Source organism: Agrobacterium sp. MCAB5, assembly GCF_052114365.1.
GTDB classification, from domain to species: Bacteria; Pseudomonadota; Alphaproteobacteria; order Rhizobiales; family Rhizobiaceae; genus Agrobacterium; species Agrobacterium tumefaciens.
Window position 1 is genome coordinate 92,031 of the sequence record NZ_JBFREP010000013.1, and the last position, 16,791, is coordinate 108,821.

At 58.5% G+C, this 16,791-nt stretch carries 15 protein-coding genes; 10 read left to right on the forward strand and 5 right to left on the reverse strand.

The window, feature by feature from the left end; genetic code table 11:
- Positions 1–154 precede the first annotated feature (154 nt).
- The 3 genes from AB4Z23_RS23790 to AB4Z23_RS23800 all read left to right on the forward strand — a co-directional run bounded on the left by AB4Z23_RS23790 (position 155) and on the right by AB4Z23_RS23800 (position 3,774).
- A complete protein-coding gene (locus AB4Z23_RS23790; protein ID WP_003510667.1) occupies positions 155–1,678 on the forward strand; it encodes a sugar ABC transporter ATP-binding protein in 1,524 nt (507 codons plus the stop codon).
- A gap of 51 nt (positions 1,679–1,729) precedes the next feature.
- The gene (locus AB4Z23_RS23795) at positions 1,730–2,731 is read left to right on the forward strand and encodes an ABC transporter permease (RefSeq protein WP_025595778.1); all 1,002 of its coding nucleotides are present in this window, start codon (positions 1,730–1,732) and stop codon (positions 2,729–2,731) included.
- 89 nt (positions 2,732–2,820) lie between these two features.
- A complete protein-coding gene (locus AB4Z23_RS23800) occupies positions 2,821–3,774 on the forward strand; it encodes a substrate-binding domain-containing protein (RefSeq protein ID WP_003510665.1) in 954 nt (317 codons plus the stop codon).
- Positions 3,775–3,981: 207 nt separating this feature from the next.
- Here the strand turns inward: AB4Z23_RS23800 and AB4Z23_RS23805 are convergent, their stop codons facing one another.
- The gene (locus AB4Z23_RS23805) at positions 3,982–4,875 is read right to left on the reverse strand and encodes a LysR family transcriptional regulator (protein ID WP_003510664.1); all 894 of its coding nucleotides are present in this window, start codon (positions 4,873–4,875) and stop codon (positions 3,982–3,984) included.
- Positions 4,876–5,412: 537 nt separating this feature from the next.
- Between AB4Z23_RS23805 and odc2 the strand changes: the two genes are divergently transcribed.
- The 7 genes from odc2 (at position 5,413) to AB4Z23_RS23840 (ending at position 12,265) form a co-directional block, all read left to right on the forward strand.
- Positions 5,413–6,546 carry an ornithine/lysine decarboxylase gene (odc2, locus tag AB4Z23_RS23810; RefSeq protein WP_003510663.1) on the forward strand — a complete coding sequence of 378 codons (1,134 nt, stop codon included), beginning with the start codon at positions 5,413–5,415 and terminating at the stop codon, positions 6,544–6,546.
- A gap of 193 nt (positions 6,547–6,739) precedes the next feature.
- On the forward strand, positions 6,740–7,309 hold the full coding sequence (locus tag AB4Z23_RS23815) for a GNAT family N-acetyltransferase (RefSeq protein WP_013761478.1): 570 nt from the start codon (positions 6,740–6,742) through the stop codon (positions 7,307–7,309).
- 201 nt (positions 7,310–7,510) lie between these two features.
- A complete protein-coding gene (locus tag AB4Z23_RS23820) occupies positions 7,511–8,752 on the forward strand; it encodes an MFS transporter (protein WP_111828847.1) in 1,242 nt (413 codons plus the stop codon).
- Positions 8,753–8,840: 88 nt separating this feature from the next.
- The gene (locus AB4Z23_RS23825; RefSeq protein WP_003510658.1) at positions 8,841–9,242 is read left to right on the forward strand and encodes a MarR family winged helix-turn-helix transcriptional regulator; all 402 of its coding nucleotides are present in this window, start codon (positions 8,841–8,843) and stop codon (positions 9,240–9,242) included.
- Positions 9,243–9,333: 91 nt separating this feature from the next.
- Entirely contained in the window at positions 9,334–10,629 is a 1,296-nt protein-coding gene (locus AB4Z23_RS23830) for an MFS transporter (protein WP_441360855.1), read from the forward strand.
- A gap of 281 nt (positions 10,630–10,910) precedes the next feature.
- A complete protein-coding gene (locus AB4Z23_RS23835) occupies positions 10,911–11,609 on the forward strand; it encodes an OmpW/AlkL family protein (RefSeq protein ID WP_019564584.1) in 699 nt (232 codons plus the stop codon).
- A gap of 212 nt (positions 11,610–11,821) precedes the next feature.
- Complete coding sequence (locus AB4Z23_RS23840) at positions 11,822–12,265, forward strand: glyoxalase superfamily protein (protein WP_003510652.1); 444 nt, start codon at positions 11,822–11,824, stop codon at positions 12,263–12,265.
- A 48-nt stretch (positions 12,266–12,313) separates the two neighbouring features.
- Here AB4Z23_RS23840 and AB4Z23_RS23845 read toward each other — a convergent pair whose 3' ends face one another.
- From AB4Z23_RS23845 to ugpB, 4 genes are all read right to left on the reverse strand, one after another.
- Positions 12,314–13,375, reverse strand: coding sequence for a sn-glycerol-3-phosphate import ATP-binding protein UgpC (locus tag AB4Z23_RS23845; protein WP_013761452.1), 1,062 nt, complete (start codon positions 13,373–13,375; stop codon positions 12,314–12,316).
- Positions 13,375–14,223, reverse strand: a complete 849-nt coding sequence (ugpE, locus tag AB4Z23_RS23850; protein WP_003510648.1) for a sn-glycerol-3-phosphate ABC transporter permease UgpE — start codon at positions 14,221–14,223, stop codon at positions 13,375–13,377. The genes AB4Z23_RS23845 and ugpE overlap by 1 nt, the downstream gene beginning before the upstream one ends.
- A gap of 10 nt (positions 14,224–14,233) precedes the next feature.
- On the reverse strand, positions 14,234–15,115 hold the full coding sequence (ugpA, locus tag AB4Z23_RS23855; RefSeq protein WP_003510646.1) for a sn-glycerol-3-phosphate ABC transporter permease UgpA: 882 nt from the start codon (positions 15,113–15,115) through the stop codon (positions 14,234–14,236).
- A gap of 68 nt (positions 15,116–15,183) precedes the next feature.
- On the reverse strand, positions 15,184–16,494 hold the full coding sequence (ugpB, locus tag AB4Z23_RS23860; protein WP_025595901.1) for a sn-glycerol-3-phosphate ABC transporter substrate-binding protein UgpB: 1,311 nt from the start codon (positions 16,492–16,494) through the stop codon (positions 15,184–15,186).
- Positions 16,495–16,791: the final 297 nt, after the last annotated feature.

Genomic DNA, 16,791 nt, shown 5'->3' on the forward strand with positions numbered 1-16,791 from the left:
GTGTATTCTAAAAGACCAGCGAAATTTGCTTTACGTACCTCAAAACGGACGTTAGCTTCTTCCCAAGAGCTTTGGGAGGAGTTCGYGCATGATGATTTCAAGTAAAATCGAGGGGCAAGATCCGTTCATTCGCACCGGGTACCGGTGACKACACATGGCTTTTGCTGAGGAATCTCCAGATCAGGTCCTTATACGGACTGTCGGGTTGTCCAAGTCTTTCGGTCCCGTCCAGGTTCTGAAGGATATAGAGATTGCTGTGCGCGCCGGTGAAGTTCACGCCATCATTGGCGAGAACGGGGCTGGTAAATCGACGTTGATGAAACTGCTTGCGGGCAATGAGAAGCCTTCAAGTGGGGAAATCAGGATCGATGGCGAGGCAGTTACGCTGAGCGGACCTGTCGACGCCGAACATCGCGGCATCGTTCTCGTGCATCAGGAAATATTGCTGGCCCCGGATCTGACGGTGGCTCAGAACATCTATCTGGGCCGCGAATTGTGCAAAGGCCCGATGATGGACGACCGCGCCATGCGTGCCGGCGCCCTGAGGGCTATCGCCGATCTCGGCGGTACGATCGATCCCGATGCCGTCGTCGGCAGCCTGTCGATTGCCCAGCGCCAGCTGGTGCAGATAGCCCGCGTTCTGCTCGTGCCGCATCGCGTCGTCATTTTCGACGAGCCGACCGCAAGCCTCACGCCCATTGAAACCGATGCGCTGTTGAACGTTATCAGGGACATAAGGGCAAAGGGCGTGGCCGTGCTCTATATTTCGCACCGCCTGCCGGAGGTGAAGGAGATTGCCGACCGTGTGACCGTTCTGCGCGATGGCAGGTTGGTCGGCTCCCACCCAATATCGGCGCTTGAGCCCGCCGATATGGCGCGGTTGATGGTGGGACGCGATGTCGCCAAGCTCTATCCGGACAGGAACGCCGGCGGCGAGCACGAGCCTGTCTTACAGGTGGAGCATTTCACCGTTCCCGGTTATGCGCAGGATGCCGGTTTCAGCCTGCGAAAGGGCGAAATCCTCGGTTTTGCTGGTCTCGTCGGCGCGGGCAGAACGGAGCTTATGGAGGGCGTGCTTGGCCTGCGTCCAGGGCGGGGGACGATCCGCCATCTCGGAAAGCCTGTGCATTTTGCAAAGGCGGAAGACAGTCTGAAGGCCGGTATCGTTTATCTGAGCGAGGATCGGAAGGGCAAGGGATTGCTGCTGACGAAGGACTTGCGGGTCAATCTCACACTCGCCTCGCTGAGGAAATTCAGCCGCCTGTTCCAGATCGATATCCGTCGAGAGAAGGCAGCGCTCGATGATGCGGTGCGTGATTTCGATATTCGCACGGGAAGTAAGGACTTGCTCGCGGGCCAGCTGTCCGGCGGTAACCAGCAAAAGCTGCTGCTCGCCAAGATGATGCTGCTCGATCCATCGATCGTCATCATCGACGAGCCAACACGCGGCATCGATATCGGCACCAAGGAACAGATCTACCGTTTCATAGCAAAGCTYGCAGACGAGGGCAGGTCGATCATCGTCGTGTCCTCGGAGATGCCGGAACTGATCGGCATCTGCGACCGCGTCCTTGTAATGCGCTCCGGCAGGATCGTCGGCGAAGTGACGGGGGAACGCATGACCGAAAACGATATCGTGGCACTCGCGACTGGCGTGCACACGCAGGAATTTGCCTGAGGGCTGATGTCCCGGCAGGTTGGCCTGAAGAAAAGACAATTGAGGGGAAATATGACTGAGGCCGCACTTGATAACGGCAAAACGCCGAAGACCTCGAAAGACTGGGACCTGCGCGCCGTTGCGCCCTTTGTGGCGCTGGCTTTGCTGCTGGTTCTCGGCGCCGTCGCCAATCCGAATTTCATCGGTATCGACAATCTGCTGAACGTGGTTACCCGCAGCGCCTTCATCGCCATCATTGCGCTCGGCGCCACCTATGTCATCACATCCGGCGGACTTGATCTCTCCGTCGGCGCGATGGTGGCTTTCGTTGCCAGCCTGATGATCCTGTTCATGAACAGTGGCGTTATTGCCAATCCGCTGGTGATGCTACTGGCCGCCATGGCGCTGGCTATCGCCATCGGTGCCGCTTGCGGGCTTGCAAACGGCCTCATCACCACCATCGGCCGCATCGAGCCCTTCATCGCCACGCTTGGCACCATGGGCATTTATCGTGGGCTGACCACCTGGCTGTCGCAGGGTGGCGCGATCACGCTGCGCAACCCGGAAATCCAGACGCTTTATCGCCCGGTCTATTTCGGCAATGTGATCGGTGTGCCGGTGCCGGTCATTGTCATCTTCGTCACTGCCGCCATCGCCGCTTTCGTGCTTTACCGTACCCGTTACGGCAGGCATCTGACGGCGGTGGGTTCCAGCGAGGATGTGGCGCGTTACTCCGGTATCTCGGTCGTTCGCGTCCGCACGATTGCCTATGTGGTTCAGGGGCTTTGCGTCGCCGTTGCCGTCCTGCTTTACGTACCGCGTCTTGCCTCCACCTCGGCCACTACAGGCATGTTGTGGGAGTTGCAGGCCATCACCGCCGTTGTCGTCGGTGGCACGGCGCTACGGGGTGGTGTGGGCCGCATCTGGGGTACGATTTGCGGCGCCTTCATTCTGGAGATCGTTGGCAACATCATGATCCTGTCGAACTTCGTCAGCGAATATCTGATCGGTGCCATTCAGGGCGCGATCATCATCATCGCCATGCTGGTGCAGCGTTCGCTCAGCCGCAGATAGCCGGACGATCGATGAGACATCTGGCCGCGCAATCTGGGGCATGCGCGGTTTAAACAGGAGGAACGCCCCGGTCTTGGGAGGAAGAGACTATGCGTAGAAAATTYATCGGCGTGGCATTTGTCGCGCTGGCTGCCGTTCTTGCGGGTTCTGCCCATGCGCAGGAGAAGAAGGTAACGATCGGGGTATCCATTCCGGCGGCCGACCACGGCTGGACGGCGGGCGTCGTTTACCATGCCGAACGGGTGGCAAAGCTTCTGATGAAGGAGCATCCGGGTCTGAACGTCATCGTCAAGACCTCGCCGGATGCCGCCAACCAGGCAAACGCGCTTCAGGATCTTGCCGTGCAGGGGCTGGACGCACTGGTCGTGCTGCCGTCTGATCCCGATCCGCTCGTCAACGCCATCAAGGAGATCAAGGACAAGGGCACCTTTGTCGCGCTCGTCGACCGCGCGCCGAGCGTCAACGACAATTCGATCCGCGATCTCTACGTTGCGGGTAACAATCCGGCACTCGGACAAGTGGCAGGCGAATACATCAAGAAAACCACGCCTGATGCGGAAGTGGTGGTCATTCGCGGTCTGCCGATCCCGATYGACCAGCAGCGCCAGGATGGTTTCGACAAGGGAATTGCCGGTTCCAGCGTCAAGGTTCTCGACCGCCAGTACGGCAACTGGAACCGCGACGACGCCTTCCGCGTGATGCAGGACTACCTGACCAAATACAAGAAGATCGACGTGGTCTGGTGTCAGGACGACGACATGGCGGTTGGCGTGCTGGAGGCAATCCAGCAGGCGAAACGCACCGATATCAAGTATATCGTTGCTGGCGCCGGTTCCAAGGACATGATCAAGCGCGTAATGGACGGCGACAAGCTAATTCCGGTCGACGTGCTCTATCCGCCGGCGATGGTGGCGACCGCCATGCAGCTTACGGCTGGTCATTTTTACGATCAGGTGCCGGTTGCTGGCGAGTATATTCTCGACGCTACGCTCATCACCAAGGACAATGCCAAGCAGTTCTACTTCCCGGATTCGCCGTTCTGATAAGCCGTTTCCGGCTAAGCAACGCCCGCTGAAAGGCAGGCGTTGCATCCGCACTCCTGCACCCCGGACCAGATTCGGGGTGCAGCGCGATCAGGTCGTTGATCGCGATAGAGTCCTTCATAGCGCGGGCGCGCCGCGGCTCGATGCCGGATTAAATACGGCATGACGAGGGGAAGGTCGGCGGAAACTATACCGCTCCCCCGCTCTTCATCCATTTTTCCTGAACCACGCCGAGAGATAATCCACGAAGCTGCGCACTTTCGCGGGAAGGTAACGGCGGTGGGGGTAGACGGCGTATATGCCGCGGTCTTTGGAAATATAGTCGTCGAACAGGGTCACAAGCTCGCCGGACTGGATGAAGGGTCTTGCAATGAAGTCCGGCACCATGGCGATGCCAAGCCCTGCGCGGGCGGCCCGGAGTGTCGCCTGCGGGCTGTTCACCTCGATCGGTCCACTGATGGTAACGGAGTTCGAGCCGCCATCCGCTTCAAGATAACGCACGGTGTTGTGGAAGCGGGTGTTGGTGTCGATGATGAAGGGCACGCGGGAAAAGTCCTGCGGACCATTGAGCGGGCCGTGTCTGGCGACAAAATCCGCCGTTGCTACTGCATAGACCCGGAAATCGGAGATCTTGCGGGCGATGAGGCCTGAATCTTCCAGACGCGTTATGCGAATCGCAAGGTCGAACCCTTCCTCGATCAGATCGACGAATCGGTCATCGGCGACGATTTCCAGAGACAGTTCCGGATTTTCCTTGGCGAAATCGATGAGGCTCTGGCCAACATCGGCGTCGATGAAGGTGCGCGGAACGGATATTCTGAGCTTGCCCTTCAGATCGGCATTCTTCTCGCGCACCAGATCGGCGAGGTTGTCGATCTCCTTCAAAATGTCGGAGGCGGTGCGGTAATATGTATGGCCGGCCTCCGTCAGCGAGAATTGCCGGGTGGTGCGGTTGAGAAGCAGTGCACCGAGATCATCTTCCAGTTCCCGGACATATTTGGACAAAAGCGCCTTGGAACGCCCAGTCTTGCGGGCAGCGGCGGAAAAACCCTCCGCTTCGACAACGTCGATAAAGGCGCGGATGCGGGTGAGCGTGTCCATGAAAATCCTCCGGTTCGTTCCATATAATTGAACGCTGAGGCGCGACTGTTCAACCCGTAAAATGGTTGCCGAAAAAATCCGCTATATGGTGAAAAAATCCTCTTGATTATGACGGCGAATATTCTTATCTCCCGTGCTGCCCAAAGTCGCACGTGCCCATGTGTGTCCGCCGAGTCCTCGATGTGGTGAGGAGTTCGGTAAGGTACCTGGAACTAACCCCTCCAGTCGCTATTCCGGCCAACCGGGAAATGCGAGGACATATGAAGCAACGACGGTGCGGGCCTTTCTGGTTCTCTGCCGGCTTTCCATCAGCCGGGGTACTGAAGAGGCACACCATCATTGCCTGAAGTGCGGTCGGGTCATTCCCTCCAATCGATGGCAGACAAAGCCGAATGATGCTCTGGCAGGGCGTCATTCATATTTGCGCCTTGAGCGTATGCTATCGATTCTGCGCCTCCACCGGCTGATTCGTATGCATATCTCGAGCGTCCTTTGTCCTCCGGATTTTCCGGAGCCGGTTTTATAGGGAATATATCGATGACGACTGCACGCATTCTCGATTTCATCAAGACCCGACGTCCCGAAGGCCCTTGCCTCGTCGTCGACCTCGACGTCGTGCGCGACAATTTCAACGCGTTCCGGCATTCCCTGCCGAACAGCGCGATCTACTATGCGGTCAAGGCAAACCCGGCTCCCGAAATCCTGAAGCTGCTTGCTTCGCTCGGCTCGAACTTCGATTGCGCCTCCGTGGCTGAAATCCAGATGGCGCTTGATGCAGGTGCAACGTCCGACCGGATCTCGTTCGGCAACACCATCAAGAAGGAACGCGATGTCGCCCGCGCTTACGCGCTCGGCATCGATCTCTTCGCCGTCGACAGCCATGAGGAAGTCGAGAAGGTTGCCCGTGCCGCTCCCGGCGCACGCGTCTTCTGCCGCGTGCTGACGGACGGTGAAGGTGCCGAATGGCCGCTGTCGCGCAAGTTCGGCTGCGTACCGCAGATGGCTGTTGATGTTCTGGTCTACGCACATCAGCTGGGCCTCGAATCCTACGGCGTTTCCTTCCATGTCGGTTCGCAGATGATGAATCTCGACGCATGGGATGCAGCGCTGGGCGATGCCAAGCGCGTTTTCGCTTCGCTGTCCAAGCAGGGTATTCACCTGCAGATGGTTAATATGGGCGGTGGTTTCCCGACCAAGTACCTGCGCGACGTTCCTGCTGCCGAAGAATACGGCCAGGCTATCGACACGGCGCTGCGCAAGCACTTCGGCAACCAGATCCCGAAGACGATCATCGAGCCGGGCCGTGGCATGGTGGGTAACGCTGGCGTCATCAAGGCGGAAGTTGTTCTCGTGTCGCGCAAGTCCGACAACGACAACCATCGCTGGGTGTTCCTCGACATCGGCAAGTTCGGCGGTCTCGCCGAGACGATGGATGAGGCTATCCGCTACCCGATCCGCACCGAGCGCGATCAGGACGAGATGGAGCCTTGCGTTCTGGCCGGTCCGACCTGCGACAGCGCCGACGTGCTGTACGAAAAGAACATGTACCCGTTGCCGGTCTCTCTGACCATCGGCGACGAGGTTCTGATCGAAGGCGCAGGTGCCTATACGACGACCTATTCGGCGGTTGCCTTCAACGGTTTCGAGCCGCTGAAAGCCTACGTCATCTGATCCGAACGCCGCCCGCTGAGTAAGGCGGCGTCTCGAACAAGCTTCCGTTCCGGCTTTGCCGATTGTGCTGTTGCGCAAATCCCTGCTTGCTGCTCCTCTTCCAGCCGAGGAAAGCGTGTCGGCGGGCCGGAACGGCTCCACCATTTTTGATCAAGGGCCGCGTGTGGGCGGTTGTGTGATGGAGGGCCGAGAGATGGCCGCTCTTCTGAATTCGGTACGTGCATTTTTCACCCCGCAGACATTTCATGTCGATCAGGAAAATCCGGGCGATGTCGTTGCCCGTGAAAACCTGCTCGATCGCGCCATGGGCGCTGGCCGCCGCCGCAAGTCTTCCGAAAAGCTGCGCGCCGGCCGCGTCCCAGCGGAAGGTCTGGCGCTCGTTGCCCGTGACGAGGACGGCCATGTCATCGGCACGGTGCGCCTGTGGAATGTCGAAGCTGGCATTTCGCGCGAAGGCCGCGCTGTCGAAGCGCTGTTGCTTGGCCCGCTTGCGGTTGATGCTGCCCATGAAGGCAAGGGCATCGGTTCGGCGCTGATGCGTGCGGCAATCTCCGAGGCAACCAAACGTGGCCATGGTGGCATTCTTCTGGTGGGCGACGCCGCCTATTATGAGCGCTTCGGCTTTTTTGCCGATAAGGCCCAGCACCTGATCATGCCCGGCCCGTTCGAGCGCAGCCGTTTTCTGGCGCTTGAACTCAAAGCCGGCTGGCTGGAAGGTGCGGCTGGTATGCTGGTTGCAAGCGGCCGCAGGCTCTCTGCCTGAGACGATATCCGTATCTAATGCCCCGGCTGAACGGCCGGGGTTGATCCGGCTGAAATTGGATTGCTGCAAAATGTTCTTTTATGCAAAGCTGCGGGTTCGGACGTGATACCGGTTCGGGCGGCGACAAAGTTGCATTTGGCTTTTTTGGACATTGCATCGGATATGTCTGCACCCGCGTGATTTCAAAAGCGGAGATCAGCTATGCAGGCAGCTTTACTCAGAACGAACCGTGACTACCGTCTTCTGTTTTCCGCGAGCGCCGTATCCAATCTTGCCGATGGCATTTCGATGGTGGCGATACCTTGGCTTGCAACCCTGCTGACCAGCGATCCGCTCTTGATCTCTATGATTGCGGTGGCGCAACGGCTGCCCTGGCTGCTGTTCGCGCTTCCCGTCGGTGTCTGGACGGATCGAAGTGACCGGCGCCTGCTTATGGTGCGGGCCGATGTGGTTCGGCTTGCGCTGATGATCTGCGCGGTCGGCATGATCTCCACCACTGCAAACCTGCCGTCACCGGCAGAATCGGGATCGGCGGCTATTTTTTCACTGGCGGTAATCGCTTTCCTTCTCGGTTGCGCTGAGGTCGTGCGGGACAATGCAGCCCAGACGATATTGCCTTCACTTGTCGCACCGAGCGATCTCGAACATGCTAATGGTCAGATGTGGAGCGCCGAAGAGGTCACTGGCCAATTCATCGGCCCGCCACTGGCAGGCTTGCTGATTGCCGCGGGCATTGCCATTCCCTTTGGTCTGGATGCCAGTTTTTACGCGGTTTCGGCGGCATTGGTTTGGCTTATCGTGCTGCCTCCACGCAAACCGTCCAGCATAGCCTCTTTCTGGCCCGCATTGCGAGAGGGGTTTGGCTGGATGCGGCGCAATACGATGATCCTGCGGCTTGCCATCATGCTGGGGGCAGTCAACGCCGTATTCGTTGGAGGAATGACGGTCCTCGTTCTCTATGCGCAGGAGGTGCTCGATCTTTCCGCGACAGCCTATGGCGTGCTGTTGACGTGCGGCGCGGTTGGCGGTGTTCTTGGCGGGCTGGCTTCGCCGTGGTTCGCCCGTAGACTGGGCGCGAGGACAAGCCTCGTTCTGGCGCTATGCACATTTGCGCTGTTCAATCTGGTGCTCGGCCTTTCGAGTTCCGCGCCACTGGTAGCAGTCGGCCTATTTCTCGAGGCTGCGGCGGGTATGTTGTGGAATGTGGTGACCGTGAGCTACAGGCAACGGCTCATTCCGGACGAGTTGCTTGGACGCGTCAATTCCGTCTATCGGTTTTTCGGTTGGGGTGCGATGTCGTTCGGCGCATTTGCCGCTGGCGTTCTGGTCACCATTGCCGAACCGGCCTTCGGCCGCATCGAGGCGCTGCATATGCCCTATCTGATTGGAGCCGCTGTTTGTGCGGTTCTGGCGGTCTACGGTCTTCTCCGGCTGCGTTTCTGAGGTGCCGCGGCGCTGTAGTCGGTCATTGTCCCTGCATGATCTTATAGTGCCTCTTGCATTTGGCATTTTGCGGGTATATACCCGGAAAATGCCAAACGATAGTTGTCACTGCATCCTGCTGCGCAAAGCATCCCGTAAGGTCTCGTCCTACTACGATGAGGCGCTGGCGCCGCTTGGCGTCAATATCGGCCAGTTCAGCCTGTTGCGGAACATCAACCGCATGGCGCCGGTGTCGCTCACCGATCTCGCCGCGCGGGTGGAACTGGACCGCTCTACCGTTGGCCGCAATACCAAGGTGCTGGCCCGGATGGGGCTGGTGGCCATCGGCCATGGCGAGGATCAGCGCGAAGCGATGCTGACCGTGACGGAGCAGGGGCAGGAGATACTGAAAACAGGCGCGCCCCTCTGGGACGGAGTACAGGACGAAATCGAGGCCAGGCTTGGCCCGGAAAAGACCGCTCAATTGCAGGAACTACTCGCAGCCCTGTAATTTTTTTGATGATAAAACGGGTATCTGCCCGCAATATAGGGTATATACCCGTAAAATTTCGGCCGCTGGCCGCTGGAAAGGGATTTTGAACATGCTCTCCACACGCCTTGCCAGCTGGATGGCCAACAGAAACATACATTATGGCTGGCTTGTTGCCGCAACCACCTTTTTGACGATGCTGGCAACCGCCGGCGCGATGGGATCGGCCGGGGTGATGATCCAGCCGCTGCATCAGGAGTTCGGCTGGGATATTGCCGATATTTCATCTGCCATGGCGGTCAGGCTGGTGCTCTTCGGCCTGCTCGGGCCCTTTGCCGCTGCCTTCATGAACCATTTCGGTATTCGCCAGGTCGTGTCGACGGCCCTTGCGCTGATCATGGGCGGCATCGTCGCCTCGTTCTTCATGACTGAGGTGTGGCAGCTGTTGCTGTTATGGGGCGTGGTGATCGGTGTTGGCACCGGCATGACGGCACTGGTGCTGGGCGCGACCGTGGCATCGCGCTGGTTTTCAAAGCGCCGGGGACTGGTGATCGGCCTGATGACGGCCAGTAACGCTACCGGCCAGCTGGTTTTTCTGCCTTTGCTCGCGGCACTGACGGAGGCCTATGGCTGGCGCACCGCGCTGACGCTATCCGTTGCGGTGATTGCGATCGCCATGATTCTCGTGCTGCTCTTGATGCGTGACCATCCCGCCGAWGTCGGCCTGCCAGCCTATGGCGAGACGGTGGTGGTAAAACCGCCGAAACAGGACCACAAGTTTCTTGCAACACTGGCATCCCCGATACTGACGTTGAAGAGCGTGTCCGGAAACCCGGTTTTCTGGGTGCTTTTCGGAACGTTCTTCGTCTGTGGACTTTCCACCAACGGCCTTATCCAGACACACTGGATTTCCATTTGCGGTGATTTCGGTATGGCGGCGGTCACGGCGGCCGGCACGCTGGCGGTGATCGGCATTTTCGATTTCTTCGGCACCATTTTTGCCGGCTGGCTCTCTGACCGTTTCGACAATCGCTTCCTGCTCTTCTGGTTTTACGGTCTGCGCGGGCTGTCCCTGATCTATCTCTCCTTCTCGGGCTTCAGCTTCGTGGAGCTTTCGGTCTTCGCCGTGTTTTACGGGCTGGACTGGGTGGCAACCGTGCCGCCAACGGTGAAGCTTGCCGCTGAGAGTTTCGGCCGCGAAAAAGCGGGCCTGGTTTTCGGCTGGGTGTTTGCGGGGCATCAGTTGGGGGCCGCCACCGCTGCCTTTGGCGCAGGTTTCTTCAAGAGCGACTTCGACACATACATGCCCGCACTGCAGATTGCCGGCGTGATGTGCATGATCGCTGCTGTCTCGGTACTGCTTCTCAAAAAGCCTGGTTCCGCGACTTTGGCACCGCAGGCCGCCTGAGATTGCAAAGGAGAAGGCTTGTGAAACAGGCCAACTTCCGACTGCCGGGCCCGCTATTTTGACCGTTGTCATGGCTATCCGTTGCGTATTTGTCACACCAAGCACCGGCTAGCTGCCCTGGCTTATCGTTCGCCTTTCGGTTTGATCCATCTCAATCCGCTCACCTCTCCCTTGGCGATAGTGGCCGTAGCGGCTGCGGCAAGCGAGGATTCGCGAATGCCCGCCGCCATCAGCCGGTTTCCCGGGCTTGCCCGGCTGCGGCGCGCGATAGGAGAGATGGAATGACGAACAGGAAGAAAAAAACCGCCTTGCTTGCCAGTGTGACGGTGAGCGTCGCGGCGATGCTGATGTCGGCCAACGCGATGGCGGCAGATCTGGCCCCGCCGGCACCAGCCCCCACCGCTGAAGAGGCGATTGCGGCGGCGAGCCCATGGATGCTGCGCGTGCGTGGTCTCGGGGTCATTACCCATGACAGCGGCAGCGTTGACGGTGTGCCGGGTGCAGGTCTCTCCTATTCGGATACGGTCATTCCTGAACTCGACATCAGCTATTTCTTCACCCCGAATATCGCTGCCGAACTCATCCTCGGCACCACATACGCCAAGATCAACGGCGAGGGTGTGCTGGCCGGCACGCCGGTGGGCAAGACATGGTTGCTGCCGCCGACGCTGACCCTGCAATATCACTTTACTGATTTCGGCGCCTTCAAGCCCTATATCGGCGCGGGCGTGAACTATTCGATGTTCTACAACCAGTCCGAAAAACCCGGCTTCAGCAATCTTGATGTCAAGAACAAGTTCGGCGCGGCCGTGCAGGTGGGTTTCGACTATATGCTGGACGAACATTGGGGCGTGAACTTCGACGTGAAGAAGATTTTCCTGAAGACCGACTGGACCGCAGAACTTGGCGGCACGCCAATCAGTGGCAAAGCGAAACTCGATCCCTGGTTGATCGGTGCGGGTATCACCTATCGCTTCTGACCCCTTGGCCTCGCGCCGTCGCTGCCTTTGACGGGCGGCGCTTTCTGAGCTATATGGACGGCCACGGGCAGAAGAGCCCCGGCCGTCCGCAGGCGTTTACGCCCTTGGTGAAGCTCTTTTTGGAATAACGGTCATCCCCATGTTTTGCATGTCGTCGATGGCAACGCGGACCCCTTCGGAAAAATACGGCATGCGCATGTTGGAGAACCGTTATGAACGTGTCCAAACCGCTTCCCGCGCTTGAGGGATTGAAAGAGCAGGCAAAACGGCTGCGCGCCGCCCTTGAAGGGCAGGGGCAGGCAATCACCCATTCAAAGGCGCTTGAACTCATCGCCGCGCAATATGGCTTCCGCGACTGGAACACCCTGCATGCCACGGCGGGAAACCGTCCCGCATTCAATCCCTATCTTCTTGGTTCGCGGGTGGAAGGCCTCTATCTAGGCCAGCCCTTCGTGGCCTCCGTTCTGGGCGTGCAAACGCTAGGCGGCGACCCGGAACGCTACCGGCTGACCCTGCATCTCGACGATCCCGTGGATGTGGTGACCTTCGAAAGCTTCTCGGCTTTCAGGCAGCGTATCCACTGCAATATCGATACGTCCGGACGCACGGTGGAGAAAACCTCCAACGGTAGGCCACAGGTTGAGCTGGTCTGGTAGTCCGAGCACCCGCCGAGAGGCGGGTGTCTCCTTGTCCTTCGTAAGACCCTAAATCCGCTTCCCCGCCGCATCGAACAGATGGAAGTCCTTCGTCTGGGCGGCAATCCGCAGGTTCTCGCCGATACCAAGCTGCGAGCGGCCGGGAACGCGGAAGACGATGGTGGTGCCGTCTGTGAAGGAGCCATGCACGTAGCTTTCCGCGCCCACCAGTTCCACGGCGTCCACCCGCACGGTGCCAGTGAAAGCGGCATCGGGAGCTTCTGTTTCCGCGAGCGTGATGTCTTCCGGACGGATGCCCAGTGTTGCGGTGGTTTGCGGCAGCGCGCCTGATCCATTCACCGACCACCCGGATGCACCGTTAGCCGATGGGGTGCCGTAGGGCAGGAGGTTCATGGAGGGCGAACCGATGAAGGTGGCGACGAAGGTGGTGGCCGGTTTTTCGTAAAGCTCGATCGGAGTGCCGATCTGCTCGATGCGGCCGGCATTCAGCACCACGAGGCGGTCGGCCAGCGTCATGGCTTCCATCTGATCATGGGTTACGTAGACGCTGGTGGTGGCGAGAGAACGTTGCAGGCGGCGGATTTCGACGCGCATCTGCACGCGCAGCTTGGCATCGAGGTTGGACAGCGGCTCATCGAACAGGAATGCGGCGGGCTTGCGCACGATGGCACGGCCCATCGCCACGCGCTGGCGCTGGCCACCCGAGAGCTGGCGCGGCCTGCGCTCCAGATATTGTTCGATTTCCAGCGCCTTGGCTGCCTCGGTGATACGCCGGTCGATCTCGTCCTTCGGCGTGTTGCGGTTCTTGAGGCCATAGGCGAGGTTCTGCCGCACTGTCATATGCGGGTAAAGCGCGTAGTTCTGGAACACCATGGCAATATCTCGGTCTGACGGTTCGAGATCGTTGACGACGCGGTCGCCGATGACGATCTCACCGCCCGATATGCTTTCCAGCCCGGCGATCATGCGCAGCAATGTTGATTTTCCGCAGCCGGAGGGGCCGACCAATACGATCATCTCGCCATCKGCTATATCCATCGATACGCCCTTGATGGCGTCGACATTGCCGCCGTAAACCTTGCGGACGTCTTTCAGCGCAATTTTTGCCATTACTTCTCGGTCTCCACCAAACCTTTGACGAACCAGCGCTGCATCAGCACCACAACGATAATCGGGGGGATGATGGCGAGGATCGCCGTCACCATCACATAATTCCAGGGCGTCGAAGCGTCGGTGAAATCCACCATGCGCTTGAGGCCGATGATGATCGTGTTCATCTTGGCGTCGTTGGTCACGAGCAGCGGCCAGAGATACTGGGTCCAGCCATAGATGAACAGGATCACGAAGAGAGCGGCGATATTGGTTTTCGACAGCGGCAGCAGAATATCGCGCATGAAGCGGAACGGCCCTGCATTGTCGATACGAGCCGCCTCGACCATTTCGCCGGGAATGGTCAGGAAAAACTGCCGGAACAGGAACGTCGCCGTCGCGGACGCCATCAGCGGAAGCGTCAGTCCCGCATAGGTATCGATAAGCCCGAGGTCGACGATGACCTTGTATGTGGGCAGGATGCGCACCTCGACCGGCAGCATGAGCGTGATGAAGATCATCCAGAAGAAGCCCATGCGAAATGGAAAACGGAAAAATACGATTGCGAAAGCCGACAGGAAAGAAATGACGATCTTGCCGATGGCAATGGCGAGCGCCACCACGAAGCTGTTGAACAGCAGCCGTTCAAGGCTGACGCCGACCACTCTTTCGACGCCGCCGACCATGGCATCTGTATAGTTTTCACCAAGATGGTCGCCGGGCAGCAGCGACATCGGTGGGCGAATGATGTCATTCGACGTCATGGATGACGCGATGAAGGTGTAGTAGATCGGGAAGGCCACGATGATGATGCCGAGAACCAGCATCAGATGGGCGATCACGCGGGCGACCGGGCGATTTTCAATCATCAGGAAATCCTCAGCCGTAGTGCACGCGCTTCTCGACGAAGCGGAACTGGAAGGCGGTCAACGCAATGACGATCACCATCAGGATGACGGATTGCGCGGCGGAAGAGCCGAGGTTCAGGTTAACGAAGCCATCATTGTAGACCTTGTAGACCAGTGTTTCTGTCGCCTTGGCAGGGCCGCCGCCAGTAACTGCGTGGATGATGCCGAACGTATCGAAGAAGGCATAGACGGTGTTGACGACCAGCAGGAAGAATGTTGTCGGCGCCAGCAGCGGGAAAACGATGGTCCAGAAGCGCCGCGAACCGCGTGCGCCGTCAATGGAGGCCGCCTCCAGCAATGATTTCGGAATTGCCTGCAAGCCTGCGACAAAAAACAGGAAATTGTAGCTGATCTGCTTCCATGCGGCGGCTGCGACCACGAGCAGCATGGCCTGATTGCCGTTGAGCAGCGGGTCCCACATGATGCCGTTGCGGCGCAGGATATAGGAGAAGGTTCCCATGGCCGGATTGAACATGAACAGCCAGAGCATGCCAGCGACGGCGGGTGCCACAGCATAGGGCATGATCATCATGGTGCGGTAAAAACCCTTGCCGCGCACCACGCGGTCTGCCGCCGTTGCCAGAAGCAATGCCAGCCCCATCGAGACGAGTGCGGTCAGGACGCTGAAAATGACCGTGACGTGCAGCGCGTTCAGATAGCTTTCATCCGAAAGTACGGCGGAAAAATTGGCCAGCCCGACGAAATTGCTGTTCAGCCCGAAGGCATCCTCGCGCATGGTCGACTGGTAGAGCGCCTGACTTGCGGGCCAGAAGAAAAAGATCACCGTCAGGATGATCTGTGGCGCGACCAGCAGATAGGGCAGGATCTTGTTGGGGAATACGACGCTTTGCACGGCGATCTCCTGATGAAATGGGAATACCGCCCGCACCGGGTGAGGATGCGGGCGGGGGCAGGGATCGTTTAGTTGCCGGTTGCCTGCTTGATGGCCGCATCACCGCGCGTGACAATCTTGTCGAGTGCGGATTTCGCGTCCTGCTTGCCGGCCAGCATCGCCTCGAACTCTTCGTTCATGATGTCGCGGACCTGCGGCAGGTTCACGAGGCGCACGCCCTTGGAGTTTTCTGTCGGTGGCTTGCCCATCATCTGCAGAAGTGGCGTTTCGCGGCCGGGATTCTTGTCATAGAAGCCGGATTTCTTGGTTTCCTCATAGGCCGCGATCGTTACCGGCATGTATCCGGAGACCTGATGCAGACGAGACTGGATCTTGGTCTGGGAAAGGAAATGGAAGAACTCGGCCACACCTTTATATTCGGCATCGCTCTTGCCGCCGAAGACCCAGAGGCTCGCGCCACCGGGAATGGTGTTCTGCGGACCATGACCCTCGTAATAGGGAAGCTGGCCGATACCGTAATTCATGCCGGTCTTGATGATATCCCCAAGGCCGCCGGAGGATTCGGTAAGGATGCCGCATTCGCCGGACATGAACAGCTGCTTGGCTTCCGAAGTGCGCCCGCCGTAACGGAAGGTGCCGTCTTTCGCAAGGTCGGCAATGGCCTGGAAGTGTTCGACGAAGAGCGGCGCGTTGACGGCAAGCTTCACATCGGTGCCGCCCAGCCCGTTTTCATTGCTGCCATAGGAGACGTTGTTCCATGCGGCAAAGTTTTCGGTCTGGATCCAGGTCAACCATGTTGAGGTGAATCCGCATTGGGCAGCGCCGCTTGTCTTGATCTTCTTGGCAGCTTCGAAAACCTCCGGCCAGGTCTTCGGCGGATTTGCCGGGTCAAGGCCTGCCTTCTGGAAGGTGTCCTTGTTGTAATACAGGATCGGTGAGGACGAATTATAGGGGAAGGACAGCATGGTGCCGTCAGGCTTGGAATAATAGGCGACGATGCCGGCCAGATATTCGTCCTTGTTGAAGGTGTAGCCGCCCTCCTTCAGTACTTCCGCCACCGGTTTGATTGCGCCGGCAGCACCCATCATCACGCCGGAACCGGCGTCGAAGACCTGAATGATCGCCGGCGGCTGCTTGGCGCGGAAGGCCGCAATGCCGGCATTCAGGGTTTCCGGATAGGTGCCCTTGAAGACGGGCATGATCTTGTAGTTTGTCTGGCTATCGTTGAACTCTTTCGCGAGCGCGTCCACGACCTCGTTATTGGCGCCGGTCATGGCATGCCACCACTGAATTTCCGTCGCGGCGAATGCGTTCGATGTGACAAAAAACGAAAGCGCAGATGCCGCAGCAAGACGGTAGCTGAGTTTTTTCAAGGCGATTCCTCCCATTTTAAAAACAGTAAAAGATACAGCCCCTTATTGCAGCCTATCCTCCTCGATATAGCTGCGGGCGAGCTTTTCTGTATTAGCGGCCTGATTTAAAGCGAACTCTAATGAAAATGCAATAGATGGTGGAACGAAAAAAACGAAAGTGAACGAAACGGTTTTATTATTCCATTTTGGGTCCGCTTTGGTTTTTTCGTGTGCTTGTGGGCATGGCTCGGGACGGGATACCGGAAGCAGTCTGCGGATGCCATGTTCAAGAGCAATTTCTAACAAGAAGTATTGATATGTTAT

What these genes read in the sequence shown, in the direction of transcription:
- AB4Z23_RS23795 (WP_025595778.1), top strand. Translation starts at nt 1,730, where the DNA reads ATGACTGAGGCCGCACTTGATAACGGCAAAACGCCGAAGACCTCGAAA.
- AB4Z23_RS23835 (WP_019564584.1), top strand. Translation starts at nt 10,911, where the DNA reads ATGACGAACAGGAAGAAAAAAACCGCCTTGCTTGCCAGTGTGACGGTG.
- AB4Z23_RS23840 (WP_003510652.1), top strand. Translation starts at nt 11,822, where the DNA reads ATGAACGTGTCCAAACCGCTTCCCGCGCTTGAGGGATTGAAAGAGCAG.
- AB4Z23_RS23805 (WP_003510664.1), bottom strand. Translation starts at nt 4,875, where the DNA reads ATGGACACGCTCACCCGCATCCGCGCCTTTATCGACGTTGTCGAAGCG.
- AB4Z23_RS23820 (WP_111828847.1), top strand. Translation starts at nt 7,511, where the DNA reads ATGCAGGCAGCTTTACTCAGAACGAACCGTGACTACCGTCTTCTGTTT.
- AB4Z23_RS23825 (WP_003510658.1), top strand. Translation starts at nt 8,841, where the DNA reads ATGCCAAACGATAGTTGTCACTGCATCCTGCTGCGCAAAGCATCCCGT.
- ugpE (WP_003510648.1), bottom strand. Translation starts at nt 14,223, where the DNA reads ATGATTGAAAATCGCCCGGTCGCCCGCGTGATCGCCCATCTGATGCTG.
- odc2 (WP_003510663.1), top strand. Translation starts at nt 5,413, where the DNA reads ATGACGACTGCACGCATTCTCGATTTCATCAAGACCCGACGTCCCGAA.
- AB4Z23_RS23815 (WP_013761478.1), top strand. Translation starts at nt 6,740, where the DNA reads ATGGCCGCTCTTCTGAATTCGGTACGTGCATTTTTCACCCCGCAGACA.